Below are 20,700 nucleotides of genomic sequence, written 5' to 3' on the forward strand. Positions count from 1 at the left end.
AAAAGTTGCCCCGTCACTGAGTCACCGTGACCAGACAGGTAATGTTCAACAACTTTCAATTTGAATTCTTGAGAATATTTAGCCATTAAAAAGCACCCTTCAAATTAGACTGAGAGTGTCCAACTTTCGGGGTGCAGATTATTTCGCAGGGTTTTTTTGAATCACTCGGGAGGATTAACCACCGAATTGGTTCATTGTGTTTTTAGCGTCATCACCCGCTTTAAGCGCGTTGTCACCAGCGAAGATTTCTTTGTGATCATCACCGATGTCAGAACCAGCCATTGCTTGGTGTTTAACACATGCAATCGTACCGCGGATTTCTTTACGTTGTACGCCAGCAACATAAGCAAGCATACCTTCATCACCGAAGTAACCTTTAGCAAGCTCATGAGTAGAAAGAGCAGCTGTATGGTAAGTTGGAAGTGTGATCAAGTGATGGAACACACCCGCTTCACGAGAAGCATCAGCTTGGAATGTACGAATTTTTTCGTCAGCATCAGCAGCCAATTCAGTTTCGTCATACTCAGCGCTCATTAACTTAGCACGATCGTATGCAGATACATCTTTACCTTCAGCAACATAACGATCATAAGTTTGTTGACGGAAGTTTAAAGTCCAGTTGAATGATGGGCTGTTATTATAAACAAGCTTAGCATTTGGAACTGTTTCACGTACACGGTTCACCATGTGCGCAATTTCATCAACGTTTGGAGTCGCAGTTTCGATCCAAAGTAAATCAGCACCATTTTGAAGGCTAGATACACAGTCAAGTACAACACGGTCAATTTGAGTGTCAGCACGGAACTGGTAAAGGCCAGAAGGTAAACGTTTAGGACGGTGTAATTTGCCGTTACGTTTGATCAGGATTTCATCTTCTTGCGCTTCAGAAATATCAATTTCAGAAGTTTCTAAATAGCTGATGTACTGAGAAGCGATGTCGCCTGGCTCTTTAACCACTGGGATTTTTTGAGTCAAGTCAGCGCCTTCAGAGTCAGTACGCGCAACGATGATACCGTCATCAAGACCCATTTCCAAGAATGCATAGCGAAGAGCGTGGATTTTCGCGATGAAGTCTTCGTGGGGAACTGTTACTTTACCCGCTTGGTGACCACATTGTTTCGCATCAGAAACCTGGTTTTCGATTTGTAGTGCACAAGCACCCGCTTCGATCATTTTCTTAGCAAGTAAGTAAGTAGCTTCTTCGTTACCGAAACCAGCATCGATGTCCGCAATAATTGGCACAACATGAGTTTGGAAGTTATCGATTTGTGCAGTGATTTCAGCCGTTTTAGCAGTATCGCCTGCTTCGTTTGCTTTCTTAAGCGCACGGAACAAGTCGTTTAATTCTTTTGCGTCAGCTTGACGAAGGAAAGTGTAGATTTCTTCGATTAAAGCAGGTACTGAAGTTTTTTCGTGCATAGATTGGTCAGGAAGTGGACCGAATTCTGAACGAAGTGCAGCAACCATCCAACCAGATAAGTAGATATAGCGTTTGTCAGTCGTACCGAAATACTTTTTGTTCGCAATCATTTTTTGTTGTGCGATGAAACCGTGCCAGCAACCCAAAGATTGAGTATATTTGCTAGAATCAGCATCATATTCAGCCATATCACGACGCATAATAGCAGCAGTATATTTAGCAATGTCTAAACCAGTTTTGAATTGGTTTTGCATTTGCATACGCGCAGCATCTTCTGGGCTGATATCGCGCCAAGTGTTGCCGAATTTTGCTTTTAATTCGCGGATTGCGTCAATCGCTGTTTGGTATGTAGTCATGATATTTTCCTGTATATAATTTTAGGATTTCATCAATCAAAGGACTAAATCTGCAAGATATTGATTTGTTCAGATTTAGAGCGCTTCGTTGCAATGGACACAGCTTAGATGCAGTCAAATAATTAATCCAATAGTCTGCGAGAATCTTCAGTATTTATTTAAAAAATATGTAGATTAAAGTCTAATTATAATTATCACCATATTTTACAAGTTACTAATTTTTAAAATTATATTAAAAAAGTAAAAAGTCTTTTTTTGTATAACAAATAAACGATATGCTGTTTTATTCTTCATTAGACCTAAGTATAGGGTTTATTAAAAAAGATCAATATTCTTATTTTTATCTCATTTTTATTATTTAATCGTCATTATTTTTAAAATACAATTGTATTTTATTTAGGCGAAATAAAACTGTTCATTTTATCTTCTATTCGGAAACTCCACTATACACATCAGAACGGCTTTTCTAGTCTAGACGTATGAAATACACCTATTCCTCTAAAAGCTCTCTGCCATTACAATAAAATCAATATAATTAAAACGCGCCGAATAGATGTAATTGGATCCGTTTAAAAATTACACTTTAAATGTCTATATTGAAGTGATGAAAATCACCAATTTTATATTTAAATCAGCTTAACAACTCAACTGATAATCATAAAAATTTAGTGTCTACAAAACAGACAATATGCCAAAAAATACACGTTTATACCGGCTTTTTTTTCATCATATTTCCTACACAAGCCTTGCTGCTTATGGCATAATCAACATAATTTCATGGTTTTATTGTCGGTATTTTCTGTATGAATCTGGAGCGGGTCGATCTCAATCTATTAATTTACCTTGATGTTCTTTTACGTGAAAAAAATGTTACCCGCGCAGCAGAGCAATTGGGTGTTACCCAACCCGCCATGAGTAATATTTTACGCCGTCTACGCAATTTATTTAATGATCCGCTTTTAATCCGTTCTTCTGAAGGCATGACACCGACAGAACGTGCTTTAGAATTACAACCTCGTATTCGTGATGCGCTTTCTGATTTGTCGATGATTTTAGAACCTCGTACAGAATTCCGTCCTTATACATCGAATCGCGTTTTCCGCATCATGACCTCAGACTATGCCGAAGCAACTTTGGTTCCTCGTCTGGTTAAAGCATTACGTTCAGAAGCACCGAATGTGGTACTCGACTTTTTAACCCCAAGTGACGTGTCTTACCGTGACATGGAACAAGGTAAAGTTGATTTAGCCATTAACCGATTCAATGAAATTCCACAAAGTTTCCATCAGGTCTTGGTTTGGCGTGACAGTTTTTCGTGTTTACTCAACAACAAACACCCCGCCAGCACAAACTTAAATCTGAAAAGCTATTTAGATGCACAGCATATCTGGGTGTCTAAAACCGGTATGGGCGTTGGCTTTGGGGTCAACCCGGATAAACAAGCCGGACTGGGCTGGATTGATCAAGCCTTAGAGCGTATTGGTCAAAAACGTAAGATTTCAGTATTTACCCGTCATTATCAAATGCCTGCACTGTTGGCATCTAATGTGGATTTAATCGCAACGCTGCCAAGCCGTATTGCAAAACTGCAATCAAACAATCCGAACCTGCTGATTAAAGACCCACCGTTTTATATTCCTGAATTTGAATTGAAAATGGCATGGTGTCCATTATTGCATCATCACCCTGCACACCGCTGGTTGCGTCAGCTGATTCTGTATGTCGCCCGTCAAATGATTGAAGAAGAAAATCGTGAATTTCTAAGCAATAACTCACAATTTTCTCACTATTAATCTTAAAAATTCTTAAATTCTTCTTTTTTAATATTATACTGTACGAATGAAGGTAGTAATTTACTTACTACCTTTAGTTTTTTTGTGTTAAAAATATTCCATAATAATGATGATCTACAGGTGGATTTGTGAGCCTTTTCCAGAATATCCTCATCATCGTGATACTGATTGTGGGAGCCGGTTTTCTATCATTAACTGAAATTGCCCTTGCCGGTGCACGTAAGGTCAAACTTAAAATTCTTGCAGAATCGGGTGATGAACGCGCCCAAAAAGTTTTAGATCTGCAAGAACAATCAGCTGATTTCTTTGCAGCTTCGCAAATTGGTTTAAACGCAGTTGCCATTCTCGGTGGTATTTTGGGTGAAGCAGCATTTCGTCCCTATATTGTAAATTTTGTGAATCGCATTTATCAAGGTCCATGGACCGAAACCATTGGATTTACCCTCTCCTTTACTTTAGTCACCTCGCTTTTTATTCTTTTTGCCGATTTAATGCCCAAACGCATGGCCATGATCGCACCAGAAAAAATTGCAGTCTCGGTCATTAATCCAATTCAAATTTTTATCAAAGTTTGTAAGCCATTGGCATGGATCATTAATGCCATTGCGAATTTGCTATTCCGCTTGTTTAAAGTCAATACCATCCGTGATGACAACATTACCTTTGCTGATATTTCTGCTGTAATGGATGCAGGTGCGCAGGCCGGTGTATTACAAAAACAAGAACATCATTTCATTGAAAACGTATTTGAACTTGAAGAGCGTAATGTGCCTTCAAGTATGACCACCCGTGAAAATGTGGTGTTCTTTACCTTAAATGAACCTGAAGAAAGTATTCGACAAAAGCTGGCGGAATATCCTTATTCCAAATTTTTGGTTTGTAGCAATGACATTGATAGTGTGATTGGCTATGTCGATGCCAAAGATATTCTGGTGCGTATTCTGAATAATCAGTCGCTGTTACAGTTAAATGAAAGCACCATCCGTAATGTATTGACCATTCCTGACACCCTGACTTTATCGGAAGTACTGGATCGTTTCCGCTCGACCAAGGAAAAGTTTGCAGTCGTCATTAATGAATATGCCTTGGTGGTGGGGGTGATTACCCTCTCCGACATTATGATTACGGTAATGGGCGACTGGGTAACAACGATTGAAGCGGATCAGCAAATCATCAAGCGTGACAATAATTCATGGCTAATTGATGGCAGCACACCAATTGAAGACATCAAGCATGCGCTCGAAATTGATGAAATGCCGGATGATGAAAACTATGAAACTATCGCTGGTTTTATGATGTATAAATTGCGCAAGATTCCACGCCCTGCAGATGCAGTGATATTTGGAGCCTATAAATTTGAAGTAGTCGATGTCGATCATTTTAAAATTGATCAATTGTTAGTGACACGTTTACTTGAAAGATCAACAGAAAATGAAATTCAGGAAGAAGCAGAGTAATCTGCTTCTTCTTTTTTATTGAATGTAAAATCAATACAAAACAATAAAATGAGAATGAATATTTCCTTATTAGCATTACTCGCTTGATCAAGTTTTTTATTCTTCTGGCTTTTATATGATTTATTATTTTTTGCCAAACCAGCACTTCCATTGATCAATCTAGTGGTGCACTACTGCTTTAGTGTTTGCTGGATTACACCTCATAGCGATAAATACGAGCGGAAAAGTGATGATTCAACTCTATGGAAGGGTAAATTTCTTTGAAGCCCTCTCATCATCCGGAGGGACTGTTTATTTGGCTAGTGAGTTTATTATTGACCTAGCTTTATCCATAAAAACTCAAAACAATATAAAAAAAGCACCATTCAACAGGTGCTTTTTTTATTCATGAAGCGCGATTTAATGGGGGTTATTTAAAATTTTCAATTAAGTTCTCAATCACAAGCGCATAGTGAATACCAATATCTTCTTCTAAAATATTGTAAGCATTATCAAACTGAACCATAGGCCAGCCTTCTTTCCAGAATGGAAAAATATTGTGTAGATCGTGCGTTACAATTGCATCTTCACGAACAATTGCTTGCGCAACTTGTGACAAAACCTGCGCTGTTTCAGCACCGTCAATTGCCATGTAATCAATACCACGTACTTTCAAAATACGGATACGATCTTTTTTATATTTAATTTTTTTGGCTTGTCCGGCATTTAGTCCTAATGCCAAAGTCACTGCTTCAACAAAGTTTTTTTCAAAAGTATCATGCAAAGCCACAATTGCCTGTTTATAGGCTTCCTGACGACCCGCTTTACCGCCCTTAAGGATAATCTCTTTCGCTTCAGTATTTAGTACATCGTCTTTCATGGACTGTAAAATGTCTAAAATTTCGATATCGCTTAAAGATTCAGGAGATTGATCAGTCATAAACTGTCCTTGGACAAAAAATAATAAAGATCTATTTTCGCATAATTCATCATTTAATACAGAAATAAAATCTGCTTCAGCACATTCTTCTTTCGCTACTGAGCTAAAAACAATAGTTATAAATTGCACTATTGATATAGCAACACGAAAATATCTTGAGCGACTTAAAACTTATAATTTTATCAGTACACCGCAATAGATCTATCTAAAAAACTGAACTCGACTTAAATGGCCAAAAGTTAACAGGAAATACTTTTTGCTCTCCATTTATAAAAGATTAGCCTACTTTTTCTCTGTCATATTCTGTTAAATCATTTATATTACATTTACTTTTTATACCCCCCTTTAATTCTTATGATCAGCAATAAACAAACCGCCCTTTTTTTAAAGCAAATGCGGGAACAACACCCGACAGCATTTAAAAGAAATTATTTGTTTTATAGCATGATCAAAACCAAGGGCATTTTAGATGAACTTAAAGAACTGATTCCATGGATTCTTGCAGCGATGATTTTTATCTCACTTTCGATGAGTTTGAGTCATTTTGTCTCGATTCAACTTCCGCAATTTGATACTTTTCGCTCGCATGGCATTGCAGTTTTAGCCATTATGTTGCTGTTTATGCTCTACACTCCACTCGTCATCAAGCAGATCAAACACAGCTCAACCTCCCTCTATCAACACTTACGTCATACGCCGATTAAGCTCGCTGTGCTAATTGTGCTGCAAACAATCAATATTGCTTATATTGAAAGTACTTTTTTGGAAATCATTCTATTTTTCTTGGCTTTAAGTTTTGGTTTTGTACGCTTTTATAAAGAAAATATGTTCCGTGAAAACACTCAAAACGAGCAATATTTTTATCTACAAGAAACACGTCGCATATGTTTTTGGTCATATAAACAAATTTTAAAAATTAAATTTAAAAGCTTATTTCATACAAAAAATTCCAAGGTACACGCTGCCCTTCAACGACAGGAAAAAAACTTTGTCGAGCTGCATATTCAATTGATTCGTTATGAAAATGAACTCTGTAAAACCCATAAACATATTGATGTTGAAACCTATTTAGATAGCTTGATGTAAAATCAAAAGCCATATTCTCTAATCTAGCTTTCATTCAAAAATGATTATTTTTTACTCTCTGTAGCAAAAGGGAAAAATAATGATGATCTTGCAAGAAAATCTCCAAAATAAACTATTTTTTAGTGATAAGCACATGAATTGATTGAAAAGAAGGCAAACACACCGAAAGATGCTTGCCAAGTTTTATTTCGTCCTCTATTATTGCGCACATGCCCGAGTGGTGAAATCGGTAGACACAGGGGATTTAAAATCCCCCGCCCACAAAGCGTGCCAGTTCGAGTCTGGCCTCGGGCACCATTTTAAGGCTGATTAAAATGGTGCAATAAAAGACCCAGCAATAAGCTGGTTTTTTTATCCCTAAATTATTAAAATAAAATCAAACTAATAAAAAGAAATAATAAAAATGAAAATAAACAACTTAGCACGCATGCTGTATTTCAGCCTGTTTATATCGCTCATCGCATCCTTTATTTATGCAGCAGAAGCCGAAGGTAAAGCACAAACCAAGGTCATTTATTCTTTATTTTCTGGAACAATTAGCCTAGATAAAGATCAGCTTATCTTACATCACTGCACTTTAGCCAAAGAACCCTACCTGCTTGAGTTTAATCATACACAAGATGAAAAACGGCTTCGCACCCTCCTGCAACAAGAGCCAGATTTTTGGCTCAACTTAAGAGCAGGTGCTTACCTAAAAAATGAAAAACGCCACTTAACTGTGGACGGGATAGCAGAGATCCATCCCAATGAAAGTTGTCATCTTTCCAAAATGTTATTTGATCTAAATAAGTCCTCAAATATCAAACTAACTGATAGAGAGTGACTTACCACTCTCTATTAGACACCAATTCTTCCATTTCAATACCCATATAACCGTTATCTTGCACCACCATCATCATGGCTTCAGCAATATAATCAGCCGCAGTATCATCCAAGGAGGAATCAAGGTCTTCAAACTGCGGTTTCATTTTATTAATGAACACCACTGTTTCGGCAGCAAAACGATAAATTTCTACTTCAGATAAATCAGACTTTGCTACTTTTTTCGCAAACTGCTTGATTATCTGTTTAACTTCAGCCACCAGAATATCGGGATAATATTCATCATCAAACATCGGGAGAAGTAAATTTTTAAACATACAAAACTCAAAAAAGACACGTGTTAAAGCGAGCCTGTATAACACAAAGCAATAAAATTACCAAACTAAACCATAAAAAAAGACTGTGTACTTACCCACCCTATTTTTTATTTAAACTTCCTGTATGCAATTAAACTGGAATCATCTCTTATGCACTTTAAGTAACTCACTAATTAATTAAAGATTATAGGTATGTACACTACACGCTCTTTGCTGGCTAGTTATCAAATGAACTGCACAAATAAAAAAATAAGTATTAAGTCCACTTAAATACATGCAGAATTCATGGAATATATGCACAGATTAGCTTTTAAAACATTTATATAACAAAGCCCTACTGCACAATATTAACTAAAGCTATCCACAAACAGCCAGAACGACAAAAGAAGGTGCCTTGTCTTATTTCGTGGGAAGATATCCAAATTCCCCAAATGCCAAAGGATTTGCACTCAGCGGGTGGCAGATGCAAAATTGATAATGCAGCTATAAATATAGCGGGTAACAGTGCGACCACCTTAGGCAAAGTTCACTTCACCAATAAAAATGGTGAAATGACAGGTGTAGATAAAAGCTGGAAATTTGTAAAAGATAACCCAGGTAAATTACGAATCGTTGTTCACCATTTTTCGCTTGAGCATCAAGGAAAACAATTACATCTTAAAGCAAAAAAGCTCGATACATTATCGAGCATTTTTCTTACTTATACGCCTAGATTATTCATTGCATTCCAGACTTTAATTGCTTCACTCATCACTTTGACATCATGAGATCGCACCATACAAGCACCTTGCTGAATACTGAATAAATGCGCTGCTACCGAGCCTACAGCACGACTTTGTGCATCCACCCCACCCAAAGCCTCCCCTATAAAACGCTTCCGAGAAAGTGCAGATAAAATGGGATAACCCATGTCATTCAATTTATAAAATTCATTTAATAATTTTAAATTTTGTTGGGCATTTTTAGCAAAACCAAAGCCTGGATCAATCATAATATTTTCAGGTTTTACTCCTGCTGTTAAAGCCTCATTGACACGTAGTTGTAACTCTTTAATTACCTCCGTCGTTACATCATTATATTGATTTAAATTATTCATGGTCGTGGGCTCACCACGCATATGCATAATGATGACAGGTATATTCAGTTCAGCCGCGGTTTCAAGTGCCTGAGGACGCGTTAATGCACGGACATCATTCCAGATATGGGCTCCTGCTTGAGCGGCTGCACGCATCACTTGCGGTTGTGAAGTATCAATGGAGATAATCACATCATATTTTGATAATGCCTCTACCACTGGAACAACACGACAGATTTCTTCTTCGATATCCACCACAGATGCTCCCGGACGTGTAGACTCACCCCCCACATCAATAACAGTTGCTCCATCAGCAAGCATTTGCAGTGCATAGCTAACAGCTTGATCTTTTTCATTATGCTTTCCACCATCACTAAAAGAGTCAGGGGTGACATTCAAAATGCCCATGACGTGCGGTTGAGATAAATCCAGACTTAGCCGTCCACATTGTAATACTCGTTTTGGTAATGGCATCAACCGCATAACAACTCTCCTTAATATCTAACGGACAGTGTATCAAGAGTTAGTTTTACACTAGCTAAAATCTTTTCAAAATCTCAAATTTTAAACATAAAAAAGAGCCTCAATTGAGACTCTTTTTACACTCAACCTAAACCCTTAGCTTGCAGGTAAAGGTGGTGGTGTAGCTGGACCATCCTTCGGTGTTACCTCAATTACTGGGTTATCAGCAATATATACCTTAGGTGGTTGAGGTTCACGACCTTCCATGATGTCACGGATTTGGTCACGATCAATGGTTTCCCATTCCATCAATGCTTTTACCATCGCATGGGCAACATCTTTTTTACTTTCCAAGATATCGCGTGCGATTCTATATTGTTCATCTAGAATTCGACGAATTTCACGATCCACTTCTAGTTGTGTCGTCTCAGAAATACTGCGACTACCAATACTGCCCATGAAAGATTGCTGTGCATCTTCTTCATAAACCATTACGCCCATTTTGTCAGACATACCGTATTTGGTGACCATTGCACGTGCCATTTTCGTTGCACGTTCAAAGTCATTTGATGCGCCTGTGGACATTTGATTAATGAATACTTCTTCGGCAATACGACCACCAAACAAAATGGAAATTTCATTCAACATTTTGTCTTTATAATGACTGGTTTGATCAAATTCAGGTAACTGCCAAGTTACACCCAAAGCCCAACCACGCGGCATAATGGTTACTTTATGCACAGGATCTGTACCCGGTAAACTTTCCGCAACAATCGCATGACCGGCTTCATGGTAAGCCGTAGCTCGACGTTCTTCGTCACGAAGCACCATCGATTTACGCTCTGGCCCCATGTACAACTTGTCTTTTGCATCTTCAAAGTCATGCATATCAACTGTGTTCTTGTTGCGACGTGCTGCAAAGAGTGCCGCTTCGTTTACAAGATTCGCCAATTGTGCACCTGAGAAGCCCGGGGTACCACGTGCAAGAACTTTTACATCTACACCTGTAACAGAAGGCAATTTTTTCATGTGAACATTCAGAATTTGTTCACGACCTTTAATGTCAGGAAGACCTACCATCACTTGACGGTCAAAACGACCCGGACGAAGTAAGGCTTTATCCAGTACATCTGCACGATTGGTTGCAGCAATAACAATAATACCTTCGTTACCTTCAAAACCATCCATCTCTACAAGCATCTGGTTCAATGTTTGTTCACGTTCATCATGACCGCCACCGGTACCTGAACCACGGTGACGACCGACTGCATCAATCTCATCAATAAAGATGATACATGGCGCATGGCGTTTTGCTTGTTCAAACATGTCACGGACACGGGACGCACCCACACCCACAAACATTTCAACAAAGTCAGAACCAGAAATACTGAAGAATGGAACTTTTGCTTCACCGGCAATGGCTTTGGCAAGTAAAGTTTTACCAGTACCGGGAGGACCGACCATTAAAACACCACGTGGAATACTTGCACCGAGACGTTTAAATTTAGTTGGATCTTTCAGGAAATCAACGATTTCTACAACTTCCTGTTTTGCCTCATCACAGCCAGCAACATCAGAAAAAGTGACTTTAATTTGGTCTTCAGAAAGCATTTTTGCTTTTGATTTACCAAAACTCATTGGCCCGCTTTTACCGCCTGCACCACCACCCATGTTTCGCATAAAGAACATGAATAACAAAATGATCAACAGTACAGGGAAGCTGGCGATAAGAAGTTGCATCAACAAGCCTTGACGCGCAGGAGCAGTACCCTCTACGGCCACACCTTGTTTAATGAGGTTGGGCATAAGTTCTGGGTCTTGAATCGCAGGACGAATACTCTCAAACTCTGAACCGTTTGTTTTTTCACCACGAATTCTTTCACCATCAATTGTGACTTGCTTAATTTGACCAGCATTCACCGCTGAAACAAACTCTGAATAATTCATTGCAGTCGGTTGATTGCGGTCACTGATGTTGCTGAAAATCAGAATCAGCACACCGAGTATAACCAGCCACAATACGGCATTCTTGAAGAGATCGCTCAAAGCTTTATTCCCATATCAATCTAATTTGATCATGCCCAAAACGGATGACCTTAATTTAAGCTGAAGATCAGCTTTGCAATATTTTAAAAATGTACAAAATGCACAATTTTTAACGTCTTGGCAAGTAAACTTTATTTAGAAGCCTTCTTGCGCCCTTGTCCAATCAAAAATACTTCTTTAGAACGGGCACGCGAAGCAGCAGGTTTTGCTGTCTTTAATACATCAAAGCTATCTACGACTTGTTTACGGAATTCATCAAATCCTGTGCCCTGGAAAACCTTGACCACAAACTGCCCTTTCGGCCCTAAAACCTTGTTGGCAAAATCTAAAGCAAGTTCACACAAGTAAATTTGACGCGGTTGATCTACAGCCTTGTTACCTGATGTATTGGGGGCCATATCTGAAATTACAACGTCTACGGTCCGTCCGTTTAAAAGATTTAACAATTTTTCGAAAACTTCTTCTTCTCGAAAGTCACCTTGCAAAAAAGTGACATCAGGTAATGCATCCATTTCCAGGATATCAGAAGCTATCAGTAAACCTTTATCGCCGACTAATTTTCCGGCAATTTGTGACCAACTGCCTGGGGCAGCGCCCAGATCGACCACGGTCATACCGGGTTTGATAATTTTATATTTTTCTTGCATTTCAAGCAGCTTGTAGGCAGCACGCGCACGATAGCCTTCCTTCTGTGCTTTTTTCACAAACGGATCGTCTAAGTGCTCGCGCATCCAATCTCGACTGCTTTTCGATAACTTTTGGTTGGTAATGCGTGTCGCCATAACTCTCTAAATAATAAAAAACTTCTAATTCATGATTGTACGTGAAAAATATATCCCTTGCAGTATACATCTGTATCTAAATCTGATCTTTGGTATGTTTTTTCAATAAACGAAATTGTTTTTTTCACAGAATATAAAGCGTTTAAACCTGGCATTTGCTATACTAAGCCGTTTTTAAAATTAGGTTATCTTTATGGCGGCTTTATCAATTCAGGAACGCAAGCGTTTGCGTCAAATCGGACATGCACTTAACCCAGTGGTTATGCTTGGTGGTCAAGGTCTGACTGAAAATGTCATCGAAGAAACAAACCGTGCTTTAAATGATCATGAACTGATTAAAGTTAAAATTGCCGGCGAAGATCGCGAAGCACGCGTTGCTGCAATTAACGAAATTGCTCAAGTAACTGGCGCCGAAATAGTACAAACGATTGGTAAGATTGCACTGCTTTATAAAAAAGCTGCAAAACAAAATCCAAAACTTTCGAATCTTGTACGCCACGCACATTTGTCTAACTAAGCTGTATGGCCAGTTACGAACTTAATGCTTTCGATCGTCGCTTTCAATCCATCTCTCTAGTGGGAGCGATTGAACAACAAGGTCCATATGGTATAAATGTGGGCTATTGGTTACGTGATCCCAATCAATTCATGCAATGGCCTGACTTGGTGGAAGGTAATCCACGTCAAGATTTCTTATGGGAAAATACCTGTTATGAAATTTTTATTGGCGTGCATGGTGAAGATTTCTACCGGGAGATCAACCTCTCTCCTTCACAAGCTTGGCAGGTCTATCAATTCGAGGAGTATCGTTATCCTGAAGATATGCCTCCGCAAGCTGCAACCGACATTGAACTGAATCAGCTTAAACGCACACATTACGGCTTAAATGTGAGTCTGGATTTGACTGAATTTATGTTAAAGCACAAATTACAATGGTCAAATATGTTCTTGGGTTTAAGTGCTGTACTTAGCACCTCGCAAGGTACCCAATACTACGCGATGCAACATAGCAGCCCGAATGCAGACTTTCATAACAAACGTGATTGGCTACATCAGTTCTAAAACGCAGTCCAGATATTTAACAAATAAAAAAGTGAGGCATAAGACCTCACTTTTTTATATTTTTAATTTTTATATTTTCATTACTTAAATTCAGGAAATATTGCGTATTTCGATTATTTCCTGCTTCCCCGTCTTTCATTTTGAATTAAATAAGAAATCAGCTATTTAAAGTTGATTTATCATCCGCTTTTTCTGACACTTTTTTCCAGACATCTAAAGTATGCTCCTTTGAACGCTTAAAGGTTTCAGCTAGATGATCTTTATGTTTAACAGAAATTTGACTGACATCCTCTTTCAACTCTTTACCCATTTTCGATAATTCATCAATTACCGCATTCAATTCAGATTTAATAAATTCTTTTAATTCATTCAAATCTTTTTGCGAAAAATTTAGTTGCTTCTTAATGATATCGAGTCGCTGCATTAGATCCTGTTTCAGATTTTGAACTTGATCTTGTACATCTGATTGCACTTCTTTGGCTTCGGTCTTAACATTTTCAGCAGATTCAGTCACTGCTTGTGCGACTTTGTGCTTAGCTTCTTTAGATGCTTGTCCCAACTTTTCAGCACCTTCAGCGACCACCTCTTTTAATGCAGGTTTAGCTTTAACTTGTTTTTGTTCTGTAGTCATGGCCTTATTCCTAGAGTTATTACATGAGAGCTATAGACTAGTGGATTTGATAAAATTTAAGTTTTGATTTGTCAGACAATTATCATTTGCTTACATTTTACATACACTATCTGGAACAGAATTTTATTTAAAACACAAGGTATTTATCTTCCACATTTGGCATAAATAGCATGGACTTCAACAAGTCGACTGCGTATAATGCCGTGTTAAGTTCAAGCGAGCAGACACAGGGAGGGTTGGTTAAAAAAATAGCCTTCCTTTTTTTTCGTCTTCTCGCTTTTTTACAGCCTAAATTTCAGGAGCTTTGGTTTGAGCACTCCCGCCATTTTAGCCCTCGCAGATGGAACGATCTTTAAAGGTACGTCTATCGGTGCATCGGGTAGTACGACTGGTGAAGTCGTTTTTAATACAGCAATGACTGGCTATCAAGAAATTTTGACTGATCCAAGTTATGCACAGCAACTTGTGACTTTGACTTACCCGCACATTGGTAATACAGGTTGTAATGATGAAGACACTGAGTCAGGTCGAATTCATAAGGTATGGGCAAACGGTTTAATTATTCGTGACCTTCCTTTATTGCATAGCAATTTCCGTGCGAATCAATCTTTGGGTGAATATCTTCAACAAAACAATGTTGTTGCGATTGCCGATATTGATACACGTAAATTGACACGAATTTTACGTGCCAAGGGTGCGCAGAATGGTTGCATCCTTGCAGGTGACAACATTACAGAAGAAGAGGCTTTAGAAAAAGCACGTGCGTTTGGCGGCCTAAACGGTTTAGACCTGGCAAAAGAATGCTGTGACCCCACCGGTTTTGAATGGACAGAAGGTTCTTGGAAACTGGGTCAAGGCTTCTCTCAACCTGAACTTAAATTCCATGTTGTGGCATATGATTACGGTGTCAAAACCAACATCTTACGTATGCTGACGGATCGCGGATGTAAACTAACTGTAGTTCCAGCTCAAACGCCTGCAGAAAAAGTTCTCGCATTAAATCCGGACGGTGTGTTCTTGTCGAACGGCCCTGGCGATCCAGCTGCATGCGATTATGCCATTGAAGCTGTAAAAACCATTGTGGAAACGACAAACTTGCCTGTATTTGGTATCTGTTTAGGTCACCAAATCCTTGCGCTTGCCTCTGGTGCTAAAACTGTGAAAATGCCTCACGGTCACCACGGCGCAAACCATCCTGTACAAAATCTTGAAGATGGTACAGTGATGATTACTTCTCAGAACCATGGCTTTGCAGTGGAAATTGATACCTTGCCTGCAAACCTGAAAGCGACGCACATCTCGTTGTTCGATCAAACCCTTCAGGGTATGCATCGCACGGACAAACCAGCGTTCAGCTTCCAAGGTCACCCTGAAGCGAGTCCTGGTCCACATGATTGTGCACCATTATTCGATCATTTCATCGAACTTATCGAAGCGTCTAAGAAGTAATTAAGGAAGCGATCATGGCTAAACGTACAGACATTAAAAGCATCTTAATTATTGGTGCAGGTCCGATTGTGATCGGACAAGCATGTGAGTTTGACTACTCAGGTGCGCAAGCATGTAAAGCCCTTCGTGAAGAAGGCTACCGTGTTATTTTGGTGAACTCTAACCCAGCAACCATTATGACCGACCCATCAATGGCTGATGCAACGTATATCGAACCGATTACTTGGCAGACCGTTGCACAAATCATTGAGAAAGAGCGTCCAGATGCTGTCCTACCGACTATGGGTGGTCAAACAGCATTGAACTGTGCGCTTGCACTTGATGAACACGGCATTTTAGAAAAATTCAATGTTGAATTGATCGGTGCGAGTAAAGATGCCATTGAAATGGCAGAAGACCGTAAATTGTTTGATGATGCAATGCGTCGTATCGGTCTTGAATGCCCACGTGCTGCTGTTGCAAGCACCATGGAAGAAGCATTTGAGATTCAGGCAAAACTCGGCTTCCCTTCTATTATTCGTCCATCATTCACCATGGGTGGTTCAGGCGGCGGTATTGCTTACAACCGTGACGAATTCATTGAAATCTGTGAACGTGGTTTCGATCTCTCTCCTACTCACCAACTTTTAATCGATGAATCATTGATTGGTTGGAAAGAGTACGAGATGGAAGTTGTTCGTGACAAAAACGACAACTGTATCATCGTATGTGCGATTGAAAACTTCGACCCTATGGGCGTTCATACAGGTGACTCCATCACTGTTGCCCCTGCGCAAACATTGACCGACAAAGAATACCAGTTGATGCGTAACGCTTCGATTGCTGTTCTGCGTGAAATTGGTGTAGAAACTGGTGGTTCGAACGTTCAGTTTGGTATTAACCCGAAAGATGGCCGCATGGTTGTGATCGAAATGAACCCGCGTGTATCACGTTCATCTGCACTTGCATCGAAAGCAACAGGTTTCCCAATTGCACGAATTGCAGCAAAACTGGCTGTGGGTTACACCCTTGATGAATTGAAAAATGACATCACTGGCGGCGTAACACCTGCATCGTTTGAACCTGCGATTGACTATGTGGTAACAAAAATTCCTCGCTTTAACTTTGAGAAATTCCCACAAGCAGATGCAGTATTGACCACACAGATGAAATCTGTGGGTGAAGTGATGGCGATTGGCCGTAACTTCCAGGAATCGATGCAAAAAGCGCTTCGTGGTCTTGAAGTGGGTGCTTCAGGTTTCGATGAAAAAATCGAAATCGGTGCTGATGGCGCAAAGGATAAAATCCTTCAGGAACTTAAAGTTCCGGGTCCTGAGCGTATCTGGTACATCGCTGATGCATTCCGTCACGGCTTTAGCCTTGATGAAGTGTTCGCAGCAACCAACATCGACAAATGGTTCTTGATCCAGATCGAAGACATCATTAAATCTGAAGAACAAATCAAAACGCTTGGCTTCGGTGATTTGAATGCCGACAACATCCGTGCGTTCAAACGTAAAGGTTTATCTGACCTTCGCATTGCGCACTTGATGGGCATTTCACAAAAACAATTCCGTAAGCACCGTTGGAACTTGGGCGTAACTCCAGTTTACAAACGTGTGGATACCTGTGCAGCAGAATTCGAATCTGATACTGCTTACATGTACTCAACTTACGATGAAGAATGTGAAGCAAATCCATCGAACCGCGACAAGATCATGGTCATCGGTGGCGGTCCTAACCGTATTGGTCAAGGCATCGAGTTCGATTACTGCTGTGTACACGCGGCGCTTGCAATGCGTGAAGACGGTTATGAAACCATTATGGTGAACTGTAACCCTGAAACGGTTTCTACCGACTACGATACTTCAGACCGTTTGTACTTCGAACCAATTACACTTGAAGATGTACTTGAAATCGTGCGTATCGAGAAGCCTAAAGGCATTATCGTACAGTACGGTGGTCAAACGCCGCTTAAATTGGCTCGTGCTTTAGAAGAAGCCGGTGCGCCAATTATTGGTACATCACCTGACGCGATTGACCGTGCAGAAGACCGTGAACGTTTCCAGCAAATGATTCAACGTCTGCAACTTCGTCAACCAAGCAACAGCATTGTAAAATCTGCTGAAGAAGGTATGGCTGAAGCATCTAAAGTGGGCTACCCGCTTGTGGTACGTCCTTCATACGTGCTTGGTGGCCGTGCGATGGAAATCGTTTATAACGACGACGAATTGAAACGCTACTTACGTGATGCAGTTCAAGCCTCTAACGAAGCGCCTGTATTGCTTGACCACTTCCTTGATGATGCAACCGAAGTCGATGTTGACTGTGTATCTGATGGTAAAGACGTGGTCATTGGCGGTATCATGCAGCACATTGAACAAGCTGGTATTCACTCTGGTGACTCGGCATGTTCTATTCCTCCTTATTCTCTATCTCAAGAGATTCAGGACGAAATGCGCCGTCAAACTGTTGCGATGGCGAAAGAGCTTGGCGTAATTGGTTTGATGAACGTACAGTTTGCGGTTAAAGGCAACGATGTTTACATTCTGGAAGTGAATCCACGTGCATCACGTACTGTGCCTTTCGTTTCTAAATGTATCGGTGAGTCTTTAGCAAAAGTGGCTGCACGTTGTATGGCAGGTCAATCTTTAGAATCTCAAGGATTCACAAAAGAAATCATTCCGACTCACTTCGCTGTAAAAGAAGCAGTGTTCCCATTTGCGAAATTCCCGGGTGTTGACCCAATTCTTGGACCTGAGATGAAATCTACAGGTGAAGTGATGGGTGTGGGTACAACTTTTGGTGAAGCCTTCTATAAAGCTGTGTTAGGCTCGAATGATCGCTTACCTGGTAAACCTACCGAAGGCGAAGTAAAACATGCATTCTTGTCTGTACGCGAGTCAGATAAACCGCATGTTGCACGTATTGCGCAGCAACTTGTTGATTACGGTTTCAAACTTGTAGCAACAAGTGGTACGCATAAAGTGATTACTGAAGCGGGTATTGCATGTGAACGTGTGAATAAGGTAACCGAAGGTCGCCCTCATATCGTAGATCGCTTGAAAAATGGTGAGATTCACCTCATTATCAATACATCTGAAGGTAAACAAGCTCAGCAGGATTCGTTTTCAATCCGTCGCTCTGCGCTTCAAGGTAAAGTGTATTACACCACGACCTTGAATGGTGCTGATGCTGTATGCCAAGCTTTAGCAATTAAATTGCCGATGGATGTATATCGCTTGCAAGATTTAACAGTAGGTTAATAAATTACCGATAAGTCCCGTCACCTTATTGGTGGCGGGATTTTTTCATTTATAAGCCATTTATTTTTATACTCAATTAGAGGGACAACAATGCAACGTTATCCTATGACTCCCGAAGGCAAACTTGCCTTAGAGAAAGAATTACATCAATTAAAAAGTATTGATCGTCCACGTATTATTGCGGCTATTGCTGAAGCGCGTGAACATGGGGATTTAAAAGAAAATGCGGAATACCATGCTGCTCGCGAGCAACAAGGTTTCTGTGAAGGCCGTATTCAAGACATCGAAGGCAAACTCGGTGCTATGCAAGTGATTGATGTTAAAACACTTGAACAAAACGGTCGTGTCGTTTTCGGCGTAACAGTAACGATTGAAAACCTGGATACTGAAGAGAAAAAAACTTACAAAATTGTAGGCGATGATGAAGCAGATTTTAAGATCAATAAAATCTCTGTGAACTCGCCAATTGCACGTGGTCTTTTGGGCAAAAGCGAAGGCGATGAAGCCAAAATTCAGACACCAAACGGTGAAGTGGAATACGAAATTGTGAAAGTTGAATATCTTTAATTTTAAAGATTGAATACTTTTAAAGCCCCTCTAATGAGGGGTTTTTTATTGCAAAATCTTCATTTTATCTTTAATTTATAGATTAATAACAAAATAGATAATACAAATGGATGATCGAGTCATACAAGCTTTTTACGGTGCAATAGGTGGTTTGATACTGGGTATTGCCATCGCAATTAACTGGTCATACTTCATCGATACACATACCAGTTCCGCACTTATTATCTTTATCATTACAATTAGCTCTGCAATTTTAGGTTTTATTTTCCCCCAGAGCATTCCTCGTATTTTTAAGATTTTTTTGAATTTTTTTAAATAAATTTTTCATAATTTTATTATTCTCCCTCACCCCTTGCGAAGCAGTGCTTCTCATCCCATAGGGAGAGGGAGCAATCTTTACAAATCCCAATTTACCATGGGAGCTCCTTCTCCTTTAAGAAGAGGTTATGAAATTCAGTTATAATTGAACTTATCCTCCCAGCACTACATTCCTATGTCTGATCAACTGCTTAACTCCCCTGTCAAACACTGGTGTGAATTCGAATTCATCTCTAAAACAGTGAAAAATCCGAATATTCACATTAAGGGCAATTATTCTTACTACTCAGCCTACTGGGATCAGGGTTTTGAGCGCTGTGCGGTGCGTTATTTACATGACAAACCCTCTACACCCGAGAAACCGATTGATCAGCTTTATATCGGCAATTTTGTCTGTTTTGGCGCAGAATGCGTGATTATGATGGGTGGTAATCACTTACACCGTACCGACTGGATTTCAGCTTTTCCCTTCGATACGCGTAGTTTTGTATCTGCCGGTGACACCATTATTGGGGATGGTTGCTGGATTGGCTCTCGAGCCATGATTATGCAAGGTGTAAAACTAGGTGAAGGTGCGGTAGTGGCAACGGGAGCTGTGGTTACTAAAGACGTGCCACCATACGCTGTTGTGGGGGGTGTGCCTGCCAAAATTATTAAATATCGTTTTTCTGAAGAAGATATAGAAAAACTGCTTTCTCTTAAGCTCTATGATCTAGATGAAAAGCAGTTTTTAAAAATGCGTGAACAATTACAAACAGATGACATTCAGCAATTGTCACTTTATTTAACATAGAGGCAGTAAATTCTGCTCAGTCCGATATCGATAACTAGAAATTTTTGATGCAGAGTTTGTAAAAATACCGCCAAGGTGTTCAATTATAATTAGAAAATCC

At 39.8% G+C, this 20,700-nt stretch carries 17 protein-coding genes and 1 tRNA gene; 11 read left to right on the forward strand and 7 right to left on the reverse strand.

Features of this window, described 5'->3' with window-relative positions; genetic code table 11:
• Positions 1–174: 174 nt before the first annotated feature.
• Positions 175–1,776, reverse strand: coding sequence for an isocitrate lyase (locus ACKI4H_RS09325; protein WP_407305274.1), 1,602 nt, complete (start codon positions 1,774–1,776; stop codon positions 175–177).
• Between the two features lie 803 nt (positions 1,777–2,579).
• On the opposite strand from ACKI4H_RS09325, the gene ACKI4H_RS09330 reads away from it, so the two are divergent.
• Positions 2,580–3,569, forward strand: coding sequence for a LysR family transcriptional regulator (locus ACKI4H_RS09330; RefSeq protein WP_407305275.1), 990 nt, complete (start codon positions 2,580–2,582; stop codon positions 3,567–3,569).
• 128 nt (positions 3,570–3,697) lie between these two features.
• Entirely contained in the window at positions 3,698–5,026 is a 1,329-nt protein-coding gene (locus tag ACKI4H_RS09335) for a hemolysin family protein (protein ID WP_407305276.1), read from the forward strand.
• Positions 5,027–5,435: 409 nt separating this feature from the next.
• On the opposite strand, the gene ACKI4H_RS09340 is transcribed toward ACKI4H_RS09335, so the two are convergent.
• A complete protein-coding gene (locus ACKI4H_RS09340) occupies positions 5,436–5,945 on the reverse strand; it encodes a hypothetical protein (RefSeq protein ID WP_407305278.1) in 510 nt (169 codons plus the stop codon).
• Between the two features lie 354 nt (positions 5,946–6,299).
• On the opposite strand from ACKI4H_RS09340, the gene ACKI4H_RS09345 reads away from it, so the two are divergent.
• The 3 genes from ACKI4H_RS09345 (at position 6,300) to ACKI4H_RS09355 (ending at position 7,854) form a co-directional block, all read left to right on the forward strand.
• Positions 6,300–7,031, forward strand: coding sequence for a hypothetical protein (locus tag ACKI4H_RS09345; protein WP_407305279.1), 732 nt, complete (start codon positions 6,300–6,302; stop codon positions 7,029–7,031).
• A 211-nt stretch (positions 7,032–7,242) separates the two neighbouring features.
• Positions 7,243–7,328 (forward strand) — tRNA-Leu (locus ACKI4H_RS09350).
• A 106-nt stretch (positions 7,329–7,434) separates the two neighbouring features.
• On the forward strand, positions 7,435–7,854 hold the full coding sequence (locus ACKI4H_RS09355; protein ID WP_407305280.1) for a hypothetical protein: 420 nt from the start codon (positions 7,435–7,437) through the stop codon (positions 7,852–7,854).
• A gap of 1 nt (position 7,855) precedes the next feature.
• Here the strand turns inward: ACKI4H_RS09355 and ACKI4H_RS09360 are convergent, their stop codons facing one another.
• The 4 genes from ACKI4H_RS09360 to rlmE all read right to left on the reverse strand — a co-directional run bounded on the left by ACKI4H_RS09360 (position 7,856) and on the right by rlmE (position 12,535).
• Entirely contained in the window at positions 7,856–8,170 is a 315-nt protein-coding gene (locus ACKI4H_RS09360) for a DUF5713 family protein (protein ID WP_407305281.1), read from the reverse strand.
• A 700-nt stretch (positions 8,171–8,870) separates the two neighbouring features.
• Positions 8,871–9,728 carry a dihydropteroate synthase gene (gene folP, locus ACKI4H_RS09365; protein WP_407305282.1) on the reverse strand — a complete coding sequence of 286 codons (858 nt, stop codon included), beginning with the start codon at positions 9,726–9,728 and terminating at the stop codon, positions 8,871–8,873.
• Between the two features lie 135 nt (positions 9,729–9,863).
• Entirely contained in the window at positions 9,864–11,753 is a 1,890-nt protein-coding gene (gene ftsH / locus ACKI4H_RS09370) for an ATP-dependent zinc metalloprotease FtsH (RefSeq protein ID WP_407305283.1), read from the reverse strand.
• A 131-nt stretch (positions 11,754–11,884) separates the two neighbouring features.
• Positions 11,885–12,535, reverse strand: a complete 651-nt coding sequence (rlmE, locus tag ACKI4H_RS09375; protein ID WP_131268099.1) for a 23S rRNA (uridine(2552)-2'-O)-methyltransferase RlmE — start codon at positions 12,533–12,535, stop codon at positions 11,885–11,887.
• Positions 12,536–12,728: 193 nt separating this feature from the next.
• On the opposite strand from rlmE, the gene yhbY reads away from it, so the two are divergent.
• Together yhbY and ACKI4H_RS09385 are read left to right on the forward strand one after the other, a co-directional pair.
• Positions 12,729–13,052 carry a ribosome assembly RNA-binding protein YhbY gene (gene yhbY, locus ACKI4H_RS09380; protein ID WP_067868089.1) on the forward strand — a complete coding sequence of 108 codons (324 nt, stop codon included), beginning with the start codon at positions 12,729–12,731 and terminating at the stop codon, positions 13,050–13,052.
• A gap of 5 nt (positions 13,053–13,057) precedes the next feature.
• The gene (locus ACKI4H_RS09385; RefSeq protein WP_407305285.1) at positions 13,058–13,597 is read left to right on the forward strand and encodes a DOMON-like domain-containing protein; all 540 of its coding nucleotides are present in this window, start codon (positions 13,058–13,060) and stop codon (positions 13,595–13,597) included.
• A gap of 157 nt (positions 13,598–13,754) precedes the next feature.
• Here ACKI4H_RS09385 and ACKI4H_RS09390 read toward each other — a convergent pair whose 3' ends face one another.
• Positions 13,755–14,228 (reverse strand): hypothetical protein, encoded by a 474-nt coding sequence (locus ACKI4H_RS09390; protein WP_407305286.1) that lies wholly within the window; start codon positions 14,226–14,228, stop codon positions 13,755–13,757.
• 309 nt (positions 14,229–14,537) lie between these two features.
• Here ACKI4H_RS09390 and carA point away from each other — a divergent pair, with 309 nt between their 5' ends.
• The 4 genes from carA to ACKI4H_RS09410 all read left to right on the forward strand — a co-directional run bounded on the left by carA (position 14,538) and on the right by ACKI4H_RS09410 (position 20,600).
• Complete coding sequence (carA, locus tag ACKI4H_RS09395; protein WP_407305287.1) at positions 14,538–15,677, forward strand: glutamine-hydrolyzing carbamoyl-phosphate synthase small subunit; 1,140 nt, start codon at positions 14,538–14,540, stop codon at positions 15,675–15,677.
• Between the two features lie 14 nt (positions 15,678–15,691).
• Positions 15,692–18,922, forward strand: coding sequence for a carbamoyl-phosphate synthase large subunit (carB, locus tag ACKI4H_RS09400; RefSeq protein WP_407305289.1), 3,231 nt, complete (start codon positions 15,692–15,694; stop codon positions 18,920–18,922).
• Between the two features lie 90 nt (positions 18,923–19,012).
• Positions 19,013–19,489, forward strand: coding sequence for a transcription elongation factor GreA (greA, locus tag ACKI4H_RS09405; RefSeq protein WP_407305290.1), 477 nt, complete (start codon positions 19,013–19,015; stop codon positions 19,487–19,489).
• A gap of 493 nt (positions 19,490–19,982) precedes the next feature.
• A complete protein-coding gene (locus tag ACKI4H_RS09410; RefSeq protein WP_407305291.1) occupies positions 19,983–20,600 on the forward strand; it encodes a CatB-related O-acetyltransferase in 618 nt (205 codons plus the stop codon).
• The last annotated feature ends 100 nt before the right edge of the window (positions 20,601–20,700 follow it).

The sequence above is a fragment of the Acinetobacter sp. genome (assembly GCF_045628685.1).
In the GTDB taxonomy this organism is placed as follows: Bacteria; Pseudomonadota; Gammaproteobacteria; order Pseudomonadales; family Moraxellaceae; genus Acinetobacter.

Excerpts from the sequence above, each read along its gene's own strand:
- ACKI4H_RS09325 (WP_407305274.1), bottom strand. The coding sequence starts at position 1,776 with ATGACTACATACCAAACAGCGATTGACGCAATCCGCGAATTAAAAGCA.
- ACKI4H_RS09330 (WP_407305275.1), top strand. The coding sequence starts at position 2,580 with ATGAATCTGGAGCGGGTCGATCTCAATCTATTAATTTACCTTGATGTT.
- ACKI4H_RS09340 (WP_407305278.1), bottom strand. The coding sequence starts at position 5,945 with ATGACTGATCAATCTCCTGAATCTTTAAGCGATATCGAAATTTTAGAC.
- ACKI4H_RS09345 (WP_407305279.1), top strand. The coding sequence starts at position 6,300 with ATGATCAGCAATAAACAAACCGCCCTTTTTTTAAAGCAAATGCGGGAA.
- ACKI4H_RS09355 (WP_407305280.1), top strand. The coding sequence starts at position 7,435 with ATGAAAATAAACAACTTAGCACGCATGCTGTATTTCAGCCTGTTTATA.
- ACKI4H_RS09360 (WP_407305281.1), bottom strand. The coding sequence starts at position 8,170 with ATGTTTAAAAATTTACTTCTCCCGATGTTTGATGATGAATATTATCCC.
- folP (WP_407305282.1), bottom strand. The coding sequence starts at position 9,728 with ATGCGGTTGATGCCATTACCAAAACGAGTATTACAATGTGGACGGCTA.
- rlmE (WP_131268099.1), bottom strand. The coding sequence starts at position 12,535 with ATGGCGACACGCATTACCAACCAAAAGTTATCGAAAAGCAGTCGAGAT.
- yhbY (WP_067868089.1), top strand. The coding sequence starts at position 12,729 with ATGGCGGCTTTATCAATTCAGGAACGCAAGCGTTTGCGTCAAATCGGA.
- ACKI4H_RS09385 (WP_407305285.1), top strand. The coding sequence starts at position 13,058 with ATGGCCAGTTACGAACTTAATGCTTTCGATCGTCGCTTTCAATCCATC.
- ACKI4H_RS09390 (WP_407305286.1), bottom strand. The coding sequence starts at position 14,228 with ATGACTACAGAACAAAAACAAGTTAAAGCTAAACCTGCATTAAAAGAG.
- carB (WP_407305289.1), top strand. The coding sequence starts at position 15,692 with ATGGCTAAACGTACAGACATTAAAAGCATCTTAATTATTGGTGCAGGT.
- greA (WP_407305290.1), top strand. The coding sequence starts at position 19,013 with ATGCAACGTTATCCTATGACTCCCGAAGGCAAACTTGCCTTAGAGAAA.
- ACKI4H_RS09410 (WP_407305291.1), top strand. The coding sequence starts at position 19,983 with ATGTCTGATCAACTGCTTAACTCCCCTGTCAAACACTGGTGTGAATTC.